Annotated in this window: 13 protein-coding genes; 1 reads left to right on the top strand and 12 read right to left on the bottom strand. The window is 33.6% G+C overall.

The genetic code is table 11. From position 1 onward, the window contains the following. Positions 1-15: 15 nt before the first annotated feature. The 11 genes from U5A88_RS15665 to U5A88_RS15615 form a co-directional block, all read right to left on the bottom strand. Positions 16-1,020 (bottom strand): AAA family ATPase, encoded by a 1,005-nt coding sequence (locus U5A88_RS15665; protein WP_354208025.1) that lies wholly within the window; start codon positions 1,018-1,020, stop codon positions 16-18. A 160-nt stretch (positions 1,021-1,180) separates the two neighbouring features. Beyond that, positions 1,181-1,999: a 3-methyl-2-oxobutanoate hydroxymethyltransferase gene (gene panB, locus U5A88_RS15660; protein WP_354208023.1), complete on the bottom strand. Its 819-nt coding sequence runs from the start codon at positions 1,997-1,999 to the stop codon at positions 1,181-1,183. 79 nt (positions 2,000-2,078) lie between these two features. Next, on the bottom strand, positions 2,079-2,594 hold the full coding sequence (locus U5A88_RS15655) for a CvpA family protein (RefSeq protein WP_354208022.1): 516 nt from the start codon (positions 2,592-2,594) through the stop codon (positions 2,079-2,081). Positions 2,595-2,665: 71 nt separating this feature from the next. Further along, on the bottom strand, positions 2,666-5,827 hold the full coding sequence (locus U5A88_RS15650; RefSeq protein ID WP_354208020.1) for a UvrD-helicase domain-containing protein: 3,162 nt from the start codon (positions 5,825-5,827) through the stop codon (positions 2,666-2,668). Positions 5,828-5,951: 124 nt separating this feature from the next. After that, entirely contained in the window at positions 5,952-7,112 is a 1,161-nt protein-coding gene (locus U5A88_RS15645; protein WP_354208018.1) for a metal ABC transporter permease, read from the bottom strand. Then, positions 7,105-8,187, bottom strand: coding sequence for a metal ABC transporter permease (locus U5A88_RS15640; protein WP_451963445.1), 1,083 nt, complete (start codon positions 8,185-8,187; stop codon positions 7,105-7,107). Before U5A88_RS15640 ends, U5A88_RS15645 begins: the two co-directional genes overlap by 8 nt. A gap of 65 nt (positions 8,188-8,252) precedes the next feature. Further along, positions 8,253-8,627: a four helix bundle protein gene (locus U5A88_RS15635; protein WP_354208016.1), complete on the bottom strand. Its 375-nt coding sequence runs from the start codon at positions 8,625-8,627 to the stop codon at positions 8,253-8,255. Between the two features lie 41 nt (positions 8,628-8,668). Next, complete coding sequence (locus U5A88_RS15630) at positions 8,669-9,406, bottom strand: metal ABC transporter ATP-binding protein (protein ID WP_354208014.1); 738 nt, start codon at positions 9,404-9,406, stop codon at positions 8,669-8,671. Then, the gene (locus U5A88_RS15625; protein WP_354208012.1) at positions 9,407-10,318 is read right to left on the bottom strand and encodes a metal ABC transporter solute-binding protein, Zn/Mn family; all 912 of its coding nucleotides are present in this window, start codon (positions 10,316-10,318) and stop codon (positions 9,407-9,409) included. Positions 10,319-10,326: 8 nt separating this feature from the next. After that, complete coding sequence (locus U5A88_RS15620) at positions 10,327-11,130, bottom strand: transporter (protein ID WP_354208011.1); 804 nt, start codon at positions 11,128-11,130, stop codon at positions 10,327-10,329. Next, a complete protein-coding gene (locus U5A88_RS15615) occupies positions 11,131-11,784 on the bottom strand; it encodes a metal-dependent transcriptional regulator (RefSeq protein ID WP_354208009.1) in 654 nt (217 codons plus the stop codon). A 99-nt stretch (positions 11,785-11,883) separates the two neighbouring features. Between U5A88_RS15615 and U5A88_RS15610 the strand changes: the two genes are divergently transcribed. Further along, positions 11,884-13,026: an aminotransferase class V-fold PLP-dependent enzyme gene (locus tag U5A88_RS15610; RefSeq protein ID WP_354208007.1), complete on the top strand. Its 1,143-nt coding sequence runs from the start codon at positions 11,884-11,886 to the stop codon at positions 13,024-13,026. 5 nt (positions 13,027-13,031) lie between these two features. Here the strand turns inward: U5A88_RS15610 and U5A88_RS15605 are convergent, their stop codons facing one another. After that, positions 13,032-13,469 (bottom strand): TerB family tellurite resistance protein, encoded by a 438-nt coding sequence (locus U5A88_RS15605; protein WP_354208005.1) that lies wholly within the window; start codon positions 13,467-13,469, stop codon positions 13,032-13,034. Positions 13,470-13,523 lie beyond the last annotated feature (54 nt).

The raw sequence follows: 13,523 nt of genomic DNA, 5'->3' as shown, positions 1-13,523 counted from the left end.
TACTGAAGACTTATTTTAAGGTACTTCTACTTCGTTTACAATCTTGTTAATGATGTCAACCGAAGTAATATTTTCAGCTTCGGCTTCATAAGTAATACCCACTCTATGCCTAAGCACATCGTGTACAACTGCTCTAACATCTTCTGGAATAACATATCCTCTACGTTTGATAAAGGCATAACATTTAGAGGCCATGGCTAAATTGATACTTCCCCTTGGCGAAGCACCAAAACTAATTAGTGGTTTTAAATCTGGTAATCTGTAATCTTCAGGAGAGCGGGTTGCGAAGATGATATCTAAAATATATTTTTCAATTTTCTCATCCATATAAACCTCTTTAACTGCTTCTCTGGCAGTTAAAATTTCTTTAAGACTAACTACGGGATTTACCTTCTCAAAACTTCCTTTTAGATTATTACGCATAATCAATTGTTCTTCGGCTTGTTTTGGATAGTCAATAACTGTTTTTAGCATAAAACGATCAACCTGTGCTTCTGGTAACGGATACGTTCCTTCTTGCTCTATTGGGTTTTGGGTAGCCATTACCAAAAATGGTTCAGGTAATTTAAATGAAGTTTCACCTATGGTAACTTGATGTTCTTGCATAGCCTCCAACAAAGCAGATTGTACTTTGGCAGGGGCTCTATTAATTTCATCAGCTAAAACAAAATTTGCAAAAATTGGCCCTTTTTTGATAGAGAAGTCATTCTCTTTCATATTGTAGATCATAGTACCGATAACATCAGCAGGCAATAGATCAGGAGTGAATTGGATTCTGCTAAATGAACCTTTTACAGCTTTAGCAAGTGTATTTATGGCCAATGTTTTTGCCAAACCAGGTACACCTTCTAACAAAATGTGTCCGTTACCTAATAAGCCTATTAGCAAACGTTCCACCATGTGCTTTTGGCCAACAATTACTTTTTTCATTTCAAGTGTTAGCAACTCTACAAAAGCACTTTCTTTTTCAATTTTTTCGTTGATAGCTCTAATATCAACAGTAGGGTATTGTTCTTCCATATATTATAAAAGTTTATAGCAAAGGATTACCTTTGTTTTACGGTTAGCAAACTTAGCGTTTCAGCAAGGGTTTTGTTGTTAAAATTTGGTTAAAATAAGGGGGTTCAAAAGAATTTAGGAAATTTTTAAGCTGATTTATCTGTAATTGTTAAAATTTTCTTTAATACTGCTCTTCGTCATTAGGAAAATCACCGCTTTTTACATCATCAATATATTTTTTAAAGGCACCATCCATTTCGCTAGATAAGTCTAGGTATCTCCGTAAAAAACGTGGACTGAATTCTTTATTCATACCAAGCATATCATGAGTAACCAACACTTGCCCATCTACACCTCCACCTGCTCCAATACCAATTACCGGAATGGTTAAACTTTTTGCAACCTCTTCAGCTAATTTAGCGGGAACTTTTTCCAAAACTACAGCAAAACAACCCAGTTTTTCCAATAATTTAGCGTCTTCTTTCAATTTTTCAGCTTCTGAATCTTTCTTTGCCCTAACGGTGTACGTTCCAAATTTATAAATAGATTGAGGCGTCAAACCTAAATGACCCATAACTGGAATGCCTGCGGATAAAATTCTAGTTATAGATTCAGAAATTTCTTCACCACCTTCCATTTTAACCGAATGTGCTCCAGACTCTTTCATAATCCTTATTGCCGACTCTAACGCACTTCTAGAATTTCCCTGGTAACTACCAAATGGTAAATCAACCACTACCAAACATCTTTCAATGGCCCTGATTACCGAAGAGGCATGGTAAATCATCTGATCTAGGGTAATAGGCAACGTAGTTTCATGACCAGCCATTACGTTTGAAGCAGAATCTCCAACTAAAATAATGTCTATACCTGCATTATCAATAATTGTTGCCATGGTATAATCGTAGGCAGTTAGCATGGCAATTTTTTGTTGGTTACGTTTCATCTCTACCAGAGATTTAGTGGTAACTCTTTTGTATTCTTTTTTTGCGGTTGACATAGTTTTAGGAGGACTATTGTTAATACGATTTCAAAAATAGGGAAAACCTGTTACTAAAAAGTGTGAATGATTCAGTTTTTTATTCTTGGTCATCATTTATTGTATTCTCATTTTCTTCTTTGACAATGTTAGGAAAAATTAGAGGGACCAATTTTCTGACAGGTTCGTAAAGTTGCGATTCTGCTATTTGTTCTTTGCTTACAAATGGAATGGTTTTATTTAATTTGCTAAAAATTACTAAAATTACACTCAAAATCAATCCTATTTTGACTGCTCCAAATACCGCCCCTAATATTTTATTGAAAATGCCCAAAGCGGCAGCATCAGCTATTTTAGTCAATAATTTACCCGCCAATGAAATAGCAATGATTATTATGAGAAAAGTTATAGCAAAAGAAATGATTTGAATTTGTTTTTCGCCCCATGAGACACTATTTTCTAAGTAATTGGAAACAAAATGTGAAAAATGGATAGCACCATATAAACCTAAAGCCATTGCAGCCAATCCGGCTATTTCTACAAAAAAACCTTTCATAAATCCACGAACCAATCCGAAAAGTAATAAAGCCGCTAATATTATATCTAAAGTATTCATTGGTTAGTGTTTAAAACCCAAAAGTAAAGATTTGAAATTTAATATTATTACTAATTTTAATCTTTAGATAATTATATTACTTCTTGAACTGTAACTTCACCCTCTATATAAACCAGAATCTTTTTATCAACACTGAACCCTAATTGAGAAACTGCTCTAGCGTAGTTGTTTAACTGATGGTGATGTTTTTTTTCTGGCTTTCCTGTTTTATAGTCTATTATTGTCGCATTATTTTGATTGTCAATAACCAGACGGTCAGGGATAATTATTTCACCCGTTTCCATAAAAATTTCACGTTCATTATAGACCATATTATTTTGTTGGTAATAACTTTTGAGGCTTGGATGTGCTGCTATTTCATGAATTAAATTACTAATAATTTCTTTTTTTGACGCAGCAATGTTTCCTAAACTTATATGTTTTTCAATCACTTCTTCAATGTCATCAGCAGTTTTGATTTGAGCCATTAGCTCGTGAACTAAATTACCGTATTCGATAGATTCTCCCCGTTCATTATCCCATAATAACGCCGAATTGGCAACAATGGCGATATTGTGTGATTGCCAAGAGGTGCTCAATAATTGATTAAATTGAACTGTGTTTTTATTGATTTCCTGTTTCTCGGAAATCCTTTCTTTATTTCCGAAATTATAGGTGGATTTAGATTCCGACCACTCGCCTTTTTTATCGAGAAAATCAATTAGAAATTGTGAGGAAGTGCTAGGATTGTCTTTTATGCTTTTGTGTTCTGCTAAAATATACAATTGTTCAATAGCTCGTGTAAATGTAACATACAGTAAATTAATATTGTCCAGTTCTTTTTCGTCACGATAAGATTGGTACAATTGCTGACCTAAATCACCAACTTGTTCTAAAGACTTGTTGTAATTGACCAATAAGGTTTCAAAATTATTAAAGCTCTCAGGGTTTTCTATCTGATACCATCCTTTGGGGTTTTTGTCTCTGTAAATATCCAAATCATAGGGAAAAATAACGACTGGAAATTCTAACCCTTTCGATTTATGGATGGTCATAATTTGAACGGCATTTTTTTCTTCTGGAACCACAATACTCAGTTTCTCTTTTTTATCTTCCCAGAATTCTAAAAACGCCCTAGTATCAGTAGATTTTTTGAGTGAAAATTTCAACACCTCGTCCAAAAAAAATTGCATATACGCATCAGAAATTTTATTAAAATTGAAGCTTCTAATAATATATTCAACACTTTCGTAAAACGGTAATTGTGTAATTTCTTTGGGGTCAAGTTCAACTTGAAAGTCATTGAGATTTCTGAAAAATTCATCGATAGGTAAGTCGATTAATTCCTTTAAAAACAAATGTCTATCACTATCTATTTTTAAATAATCATATAAAAAATAAAGCAGATTAAATTTCGCTTCTTTATTGTTGTTGTTTTGAAGATAAGTCAGCACATCAATCATAAAATTTACCTTTTCAGAATTCTGTAACAGCAAAGTTTCTGAACTAATAATATCAATATTGTGTTCCGTTAAAAAATTGGCGAGGATAACACCTTGTTTTCTGGTTCTTGTTAGTATACAAATCTCATTCAACTGAAAATCTTCAGCACAATTTTGAATGATTTTTAATACTTTCTTAGCATATTCTGCATCTTTTCCCTCGGCGGAAAGCCCTTTTTCTACAAAAGAAATTTCCACATAACCACCTTCTTTATCCGTCTGTTTTTGTTGGTTCTCTTTAAAATAAATATCTGTATAATCTGTCTTATTAAAGTGGTTTGATAGATACTGAAAAAAACTATTGTTAAAGTCAATAACCTCCGTATAACTCCGATAATTGGTGTCTAAAGACAATAATTCTTTTTCTATATGGAATGGGTTATGAGCTCTGGAGTCTCCTTGTTGAGTTAATTTTAAAAACTGTTCGGGTTCACTACCTCGCCAGCGGTAAATGGATTGTTTGGTGTCGCCCACTAAAAGTAACCCAGTATGTTCTTGAGATAAGGCATTTTTTATCAACGGAATAATATTCTGCCACTGTAACAAGGAAGTATCCTGCATTTCATCAATAAAATAATGCTTGAATTTTTCGCCAATACGTTCGTAAATATAAGGTGCGGGTTGATCTTGTAAATTTTTACTGATGAGTTGGTTAAACTCGGTATTTAAACGAATATTATTTTCTTCTTTTATTTCATTCAGGGTTTTGTTAATGCGACTTAATACCGCGAGTGGAATTAAGTTGCTTAGGAAAAGTCCGTTTAATGTGTATTGTTGATATAATTTTTCAGACTCAAAATATAGAGAACTTAGTTCAGTTGCAACACCATCAATAGCAGCTTTAACATCGGGTGATTTCGATTTTGCATAGAACTCTTGATTGGTAACTTTTTCTCGTAAAGTGTTTGTGCTAAAAAACTTGGCATTATTTAAATTGTAAGCTATATTTTTAAAATGATTGGGCAGCATTGATCTATAGAAGTCATTGAAATTTAATCCTAAGCTATCAATAATCCGCAATCCTTCTTCCCCTATTTCCTTAAATTGACTTTCGAGCAGTTTCTGCTCTTTTAACAATTGATTTTTTAGATCAACAAAATCTTTTATGGGTTTTTCTTCAATTTTTTCAAGCTGTATTTTGTTGTTTTCGTTTAATAAAATTTTAGCGATCTCTTTTAATTCTCTTGAAATATCCCAAGACTTGTCGTCATCGGTTTTTTGCAATGAAAAGTCGATTAGAATATTAGTGAGCTCTTCATCTTCTCCTATTTGGGAGATGAGCTGATCAACAGCTTCATCCAATAGAGAATTGGCATCCATCTCCACATCAAAATTGAGCGACAAGCCCAAGTCATAAGCAAAATTACGTATTAACCGATGCGTAAAACTGTCAATAGTAGTGATGTTAAACGCAGAGTAGTTTTGAAGAATGGCATTTACAATTTTCTTGGAACGTTTGTGAATGATAATATCACCCACATCTTTTCCTTCAATTAAAAAATCATTTTCAATTGCCTTAAACAAATCTGTTTTATCTTGTAAAATTTCAGATTCAGCAAACGCACGAAGGCTTTCAATAACTCGTGTTTTCATTTCCGCAGCGGCCTTATTGGTAAAGGTTACTGCCAAAATATGTTGAAATCGAAACATATCTTCCGTTTCTAATAATAGCTTTAAATACGATTTTACGAGCGTAAATGTTTTACCACTACCAGCAGAAGCATTATAAACTTGAAATGTTGATTGTTGCAATTGAAAAAATTTTTATAAAAGTATGAAATAGTCGGTAGTTCTTAGAGGTTAGTGTTTAGTTTTTTAAAAACAGCTAACCTAAATCAGGGACGTACAAATTTCAGCCTTCGGTCTTCTAACTTATTTACCCTCTAAACAAAAAGAAATCCTTCTTCATATCTTCTATTTGAGCATCTTCGTTAGTAATAATATAATCTATGGCGAGTGATGTAAATTTATCGCCTTTATCCGTCAAGGAAACGATATTTTTATCGATATTAATCATATTATTTTTTATGGCTAAATCTAATACAGTTTTTGAGCGGACTTTTTGCCAATTGATGTGTTCGTTAAGATGATTTACATGACGTTCAGATTCTTCGTTGTGATTTTTTAAGTGTAAGAGAAATGTAAGTAAAGAAACTTCTGTTCGTTGCTGTTTTTCTCTATATAATACAGCAAACAATCCTTTCGCTGGAGCAAACAAGTAAACAAGTAAAAATAAAATGCCTAACATGGTGGTTATTGATCCCGCAATAGAAGCATCCAACCAATGTGCAACCCAATAGCCAGTAATCGCACTAAGCACACCAAATAGAATGGCTAGGCCTAACATTTTTTTCAAATCAGTAGTCAATAAATAAGCTGTTGCTGCTGGTGCAATCATAAATGCAACTACTAAAATGGCACCGATGGCGTCAAACGCCCCAACTGTAGTAATTGAGGAAACGGTCATTAATCCGTAATGAATGAGAATTGGTGAAAACCCTAAAGATGTTGCCAAACCTTTATCAAAGGTGCTGATTTTTAACTCTTTAAAAAAAGTGAAAAGTAATATTATCGTTAGCAATAAAATGATACCAATAACCCAAAGTGATTTTGGACCAAGATCTATGTCTTCAATTATAATTCTATCAAAAGGTGCAAAAGCGAGTTCGCCCAATAACACAGCATCAACATCTAAGTGAACATCATTTGCATTTTTTGCTATCAAAATTACACCAATGCTGAATAAAGCAGGAAATACCAGACCAATGGCGGTATCTTCTTTTACTAAGCCTGTTTTTTGAATACATTCAACTAAAAAAACTGTAATAACACCAGTTAACGCTGCTAATATTATCAATAATGGTGAGTTCAAATTATGTGTAAAAAAGAACCCAATTACAATTCCTGGAAGAATAGAGTGACTGATGGCATCACTAATCATTGCCATTTTTCTGAGCACTAAAAACGTACCCGGAATGGCACAGGCAATAGCCACAAGACTCGCAATCAGTTGTATTTCAAGTTGTGCACTACTCATTATTATTGGATTGTTGATTGTACAAATTGGCCGCGGTATTAAACCCTTCTTTGGTTAAACTCCACATGTTACCATCTAATGTTACATAATTTCTATCGACCAATTTTTGAAGTGTACCTCTTGTAAACCCTTGAAAATTATTCAAAATTTTAATAGTATGCGGATGCGAAATATTTTCATGATCTTCAGCAATATTATACATAAACGCCAAGGTCTTATGTAACTGTAAATCGCGTCGGTTTTTAATAAAACGAATTTGTCTGAACAACAAGCCCCTACTTGGTGAAAAAATAAAGGAAAACAATACAAAAACGCTTGCCACAATTACAATGACTGGACCTGTTGACAGGTTATTTTGACTTGCACTTATTGCCGTACCAAAAACACCCGAAAAAGCTCCAAATATTGCTGCTAAAGTGACCATAACTCCTAAACTGTTTGTCCATTGTCTTGCCGCCGCCGCTGGAGCTAACAACATTGCACTCATTAAAACAACACCTACGGTTTGTAGCCCTAAAACAATTGCCAACACAATAAAACTAGTAATTAAAACATCGATAAATTTTGTGTTGAAACCCAATGTTTGTGCATAATCGGAATCGAACAATAGTATTTTAAACTCTTTCCAAAACAGCAATACTACAAACAGACAAACACCCGTAACAATTGCCATTAACCATACATCACTTTCTACCAAAGTTGCGGCTTGTCCAAATAAATATTTATCCAGTCCAGCTTGGTTGGCATTGGGTTGTTTTTGAATAAATGTGAGTAATAACATTCCAAACCCAAAAAATAATGATAAAATAAGTCCTAATGCGGTATCGGTTTTTAAATGGGTTTTATTTACGATACCTCTTATCCAAAATGTACCTATAAGTCCACTTATTAAAGCACCAAAAAGTAAAGTGTTACTCTCTTTTGCCCCTGTAATTAAAAAAGCAATAGCAATTCCTGGTAAGGCGGCATGAGAAATGGCATCGCCCAACAGGCTTTCTTTTCGCAGCACAGCAAAACTACCTAGCATACCACAGACCGCTCCGAGAATTGCGGTTCCCAGTGTTATGGTTCGCAACGTATAGTCAGAAAAGACTAGTTTTATGTATTCTGTTATTTCTATTAGATTGTAGTTGTTAGAGGTTAGACATTAGTTTTTGATCTTAGATATTTTTGGAGACTAGTTATCATTTTTGATAGTTCGACCAGTTTATTTCTTATTTCATTATTCGTTTCAATTGAAATATAATTCCGTCTTTGTGAAACAGTTGAGCATACAACGCACTCATTTACAGAATCTAGTGCCACTTGTAAAAATCTATTAAACTGCTTATCGGTATCTGAAGAACCTTCTGCAATATTTAGAGCGATAGAAACCGCAGCACGAGTAAATTGAGATGATATTCCGAACCTTTCTGTTTTTGGGAATTCGTTGCATGTTTCATATGCTAAATCCACAAAATCTAGAGCCTTTTGATAAACTTTTAAATCTTCAAATTTGAACTTATGTTCTTTCATCACTTTTAATTTACTAATTACTAACCTCTAAGAACTAACTACTATTCTTGAATACTAACCTTATAATTAATACCGTATGTCTTTGTTAAATTGTCATCATTAAAAATATCTTTAACAGGTCCTGTTGCAATTTTCTTTACATTTAAAAAGGTAACCCAATCGAAATATTCGGGTACCGTTTGTAAATCATGATGCACAACAATCACTGTTTTGCCCGCTTTTCGTAACTCCTTTAATATATTGATAATTGCTATTTCCGTAGAAGCATCTACACCTTGAAAAGGTTCATCCATAAAATAAATAGAAGCATCTTGTACCAATGCTCTGGCCAAGAAAATACGTTGTTGTTGACCACCAGACAACTGACTTATTTGTCTTTCTTGAAAGGATAACATTCCTACTTTTTCTAAGGCTTCCAAAGCAGCTTTTTTTTCTTTTTGTCCAGGGCGTTTAATCCAGCCCAAACTACCATAAGTGCCCATAGTAACAACATCTAATGCTGTTGTGGGAAAATCCCAATCCACACTACCCTTTTGCGGGACATAAGCTACTAAATCACGTTGTTTCTCATAGGGTTTTCCATAAATAGAAACGCTTCCAGCAATGGGATTTAAAATACCTAAAATAGATTTTATAAGTGTAGATTTGCCGGCTCCATTTGGCCCTACAATAGCCATTAAAACACCTTCGGGAATTTCCAAATCAATATCCCAAAGTACAGGTTTATAGTTATAAGCTACAGTTAAATCGTCTACTTGTACTGCGATTGAATTTTCCATTTATTTTAATGCATTTACAATAGTATTCACATTATACCTAAACATTCCGATATACGTACCTTCAACGGTACCGGCATTTCCTAGGGCATCAGAGTAAAGTGTTCCTCCAATTTCCACTTGGTGATCTTTTGAATTTACCGCTGCTTGAAGTGCTTCAATAGTTCTTTTTGGTACTGAACTTTCAACAAAAATCGCTTTGACCTTGTTATCAATAATAAAATTAGCCAATTTTTGAACATCTTTTACCCCAGCCTCCGTTGCAGTAGAAATCCCTTGAAGACCAACTACATTAAATCCGTATTCCTCGCCAAAATAACTGAAAGCATCGTGGGCGGTTACTAAAATTCGTTTTTCTTTAGGCAATGTTTCGATAATTGAGTTAACTTCTTTTTCCAAAGTATTGAGTTTATCTAAATATGATTTTCCATTGACTTCAAATGCTTCTTCATGTTCCGGATTGGCTTCGGAAAGTGTTTTTACTACATAGCTAGTAATCGTTTTCCAATAACCGATATTGAACCAAACATGTGGGTCTTTGTTGCCTTGAAAGTATTCAGAGCCTATCAACTTTTCTTGATCTAAAGCATCTGATAAGGCAACCGTGTTTATATTTTGATGTTCCATTTTTTCAAAAACTTCAACCAACTTTCCCTCTAAGTGTAATCCGCCATAGAAAATAATATCGGCATTTGCCAATTTGGTTACATCGCCTTCACTTGCCTTATACAGATGTGGATCTACACCACTGCCCATTAAACCTTGTACATTGATAAGGTCTCCACCAATATTTTTTACCAAATCAGTAATCATAGTCGTAGTGGTAACAACATTTAGTTTTCCATTCTCGTTCTTGTCAGTTTTGCAACTGAAAATCAATACTAAAACTGCTAGTATAGTTATCCCTTTTTTCATATTTAAAATTATTTTTTTCTGATTCTATAACTAAGCCCCAAACCCACTAAAATATCTTGACCTTTAGTAATGCTGGTTCCGGTGTAAACATCTAATTGTAAGTCGTTTGAAACCAAATAGGTTAGTCCTGCATCCCAATAATGATTAGCCTTATTATCTTCAGGTAAATCGCCATATAGCTCCAGATACATTCCAAATTTTTCTGAAATACTGTAACCATAAGCAAGCGTGTAGATACCTGCCGCTTTGTTGGAATCATCCTTCCATTCACCACCTAAATTATAACCTAAACTCGATTTTTCACTAAGTGTATGCGACATAGAAAATCTAAAATCAACTCCTGTAGATTCAGGCCGATAATCATTTGAAGCCGTAAATAAAGGAAACACATGACCAATCAATGCAATTTCTGGCCATCCATTTTTCTCTTCGGCAATATCAACTTTAACCCCTAATAAAAAAGGTGTAAATCCGCTGGTAACATTATTTAATTTATTTCCGTTTACTTTTGTTACACCTTCAACAAAGTCCCAACCCAAGCGTATTTCCATATTACTAAGCAAACCGTAACGAATTAACGTTGAATTAAAAGTAGTACTTTCAAATTTTACGTTATTATCTTCAAAAGACTCATACAATCCTCCTGTTTCTATTTGAAGAATCCCTTTACCAACAGTTGAAGATGCTTCTGTAGCGTCGGGTCTGTCGGTAACCAATGCTCCAAAATCTGTTGTATTATTATCCTCTTGTGCTGATAATTTAATTACTAAAAAGATGAATAAAAAGCTGTAATATTTTGAATTGTTTTTCATCTATTCTTGTACAAATAAATTTTGGGCAACCGCTTCAGTAATAGTTAACTCTTTGTTATTCATTATAATTTGCATTGATTTATCAAACGATTCAATACTTATCACTTTAATTTTATTGCCAATGGCTATTTTCTTTTTGTCTAAATACCTTAAGAACTCATCCGAGGAGTCTTTAACCCCCAGCAAAACACTTTCTTGGTTTTCTTTCAATTTAGAAAGTTGAATTTTCTTTCTTTTAGTTATGTTACCATCCTTGTCGGGAATTGGATCTCCGTGCGGATCAACACTCGGATAGTCTAGGTAAGCATCTAATCTATCTATCATTTCTTCCGATTGTATGTGTTCTAATTGCTCTGCAATATCATGGACTTCATCCCAAGAGAAGTTTAATTTTTCAACCAAAAAACATTCCCATAAACGATGTTTTCTGACGATTGAAGTCGCTACATTTTTACCTTTATCAGAAAGTTGAACGCCTTGATACTTTTTGTAGGCTACCAATCTTTTCTCCGATAATTTTTTAATCATATCTGTTACTGAAGATGCCTTGGTATGCATCTGTTCAGCAATTAAATTAGTACTGACACTAGTTGTAGTATCATTTTCCAACGCATAAATTGCCTTTACATAATTTTCTTCTGCTTGCGATAACATGATAAAATTTTTACAAATATAAAAATATTTTTAGACAAGACTAAAAATAGTGTGCTTTTAATTTAAATCCTATCTTTGAAATCAAAATTTTAATTAACCATGCTAATTAATCAAAAGGATTTATTCAAGCTTCCAGAAACTATTACCTATCTTAACGGAGCTTACATGGCACCACAATTGCGAAGTGTAGAAAAGACAGGACACGAAGCGATTTCTAAAAAATGTTTTCCACATGAAATTGGTGCTGCTGACTTTTTTAGTGGTCCAGAAAAATTAAAAAAGACATTTGCCAAACTAATTGATGCTCCTGATTTTAACAATACGGCTATAATTCCTTCTGCCTCATATGGCTTAGCCAATGCTGCCAATAATGTAAAACTGGAGGCTGGAGATGAAATTATTATTGTAGATGCACAATTTCCAAGTAATGTGTATGCTTGGCAGAAAGTTGCGGAACAGAAAAAAGCTAAAATCAAGATTATTTCACCTCCTTCAGAATTTAAAAATCGAGGGCAACAATGGAACAAAAACATTTTAGACGCGATTAATAGTAAAACTGCTGTAGTAACTTTAGGTCCTACACACTGGGCAGATGGCACTTTATTTTATTTAAAAGCGATAAGAGAAAAATCGAAACTTAATGATGCTGCGTTGATTATTGATGCCTCCCAATTTATTGGTGCCGCTCCCTTTTCAGTTAAAGAAATTCAACCTGAAGCGGTAATCACCGTTGGATATAAATGGTTAATGGGTGCATATGGATTGGGAATGGCATATTATTCTGATGCTTTTAACGATGGCGAACCCATAGAAAATAACTGGATCAGCAGAGACAAAAGTGAAGATTTTACCCAGTTGGTAAATTATAATGAAGACTATCAACCCAAAGCAGGTCGATATAATATGGGTGAGTGCAGTAATTTTATTCAAGTAGCTATGCTAACTGAAAGTATTAATCAGATATTAAAATGGCAACCAAAGCGTATTCAAAATTATTGTGATGTCATTTCTAAAAAACATATTGAAGAACTGCGAACTCTAGGTTGTTTTATTGAAGATGATCCGTTCAGAAGCAAACATTTATTTGGTGTATATTTACCAAAACATATTGATTTACAAGACTTAAAACCCAAGTTTAAAGAACAACAAATTTATGTTTCTTATCGTGGAGATGCCATTAGAGTTTCTCCAAATGTTTATAATTCTGAAGAAGATTTTAAGAAGTTTGTAAGTTGCTTTTAACTAATCTACTCGCTTTTATTTACGTTTTTAATAGCTTCTGTAAATTCTTCCAAATCATTTTCGTTAAGCACTAAATGTACCGCTTCATCACAAATTTTCTCTGCATTAGTTGTTGAAAATCCTAAACCAATGGCCACACGACGCAATACAATCATTTCAGAACCTGTAACTTCATCGTCAGCAAAAATCATTTGAGTTAATTTAAATAAGCGTTCGATCCGCTCATCATAACTATTAGGAGGGCGAATAGTATAGTTGTCAGCATTATTTAAAATATCTTGAAATTTCTCTTCTCCTATTTGAAATCTTTTTGCTAATTTATTTAGTAACTCCTTTTCTGAATCATCTAATTTTTCATCTGCTAAGGCCAATTTAACAATATTTGCAAAATGACTTAGGTTGTTTTTATGAGCTTCACTAGAGTATAAATTTGATATCGACATAACTAATTTTTGAATTGCCAAATATAAAAAAACTAGTGATGTTATTATAGGGTT

This window comes from Aureibaculum sp. 2308TA14-22, from assembly GCF_040538665.1.
Classification (GTDB): Bacteria; Bacteroidota; Bacteroidia; order Flavobacteriales; family Flavobacteriaceae; genus Aureibaculum.
Note: the sequence above shows the minus strand (reverse complement) of the source record. Positions and strands in the feature narration are given on the sequence as shown.

Coding starts and splice junctions, on each gene's coding strand:
- U5A88_RS15665 (WP_354208025.1), bottom strand. CDS start 1,020: ATGGAAGAACAATACCCTACTGTTGATATTAGAGCTATCAACGAAAAA.
- panB (WP_354208023.1), bottom strand. CDS start 1,999: ATGTCAACCGCAAAAAAAGAATACAAAAGAGTTACCACTAAATCTCTG.
- U5A88_RS15655 (WP_354208022.1), bottom strand. CDS start 2,594: ATGAATACTTTAGATATAATATTAGCGGCTTTATTACTTTTCGGATTG.
- U5A88_RS15645 (WP_354208018.1), bottom strand. CDS start 7,112: ATGAGTAGTGCACAACTTGAAATACAACTGATTGCGAGTCTTGTGGCT.
- U5A88_RS15635 (WP_354208016.1), bottom strand. CDS start 8,627: ATGAAAGAACATAAGTTCAAATTTGAAGATTTAAAAGTTTATCAAAAG.
- U5A88_RS15630 (WP_354208014.1), bottom strand. CDS start 9,406: ATGGAAAATTCAATCGCAGTACAAGTAGACGATTTAACTGTAGCTTAT.
- U5A88_RS15625 (WP_354208012.1), bottom strand. CDS start 10,318: ATGAAAAAAGGGATAACTATACTAGCAGTTTTAGTATTGATTTTCAGT.
- U5A88_RS15620 (WP_354208011.1), bottom strand. CDS start 11,130: ATGAAAAACAATTCAAAATATTACAGCTTTTTATTCATCTTTTTAGTA.
- U5A88_RS15615 (WP_354208009.1), bottom strand. CDS start 11,784: ATGTTATCGCAAGCAGAAGAAAATTATGTAAAGGCAATTTATGCGTTG.
- U5A88_RS15610 (WP_354208007.1), top strand. CDS start 11,884: ATGCTAATTAATCAAAAGGATTTATTCAAGCTTCCAGAAACTATTACC.
- U5A88_RS15605 (WP_354208005.1), bottom strand. CDS start 13,469: ATGTCGATATCAAATTTATACTCTAGTGAAGCTCATAAAAACAACCTA.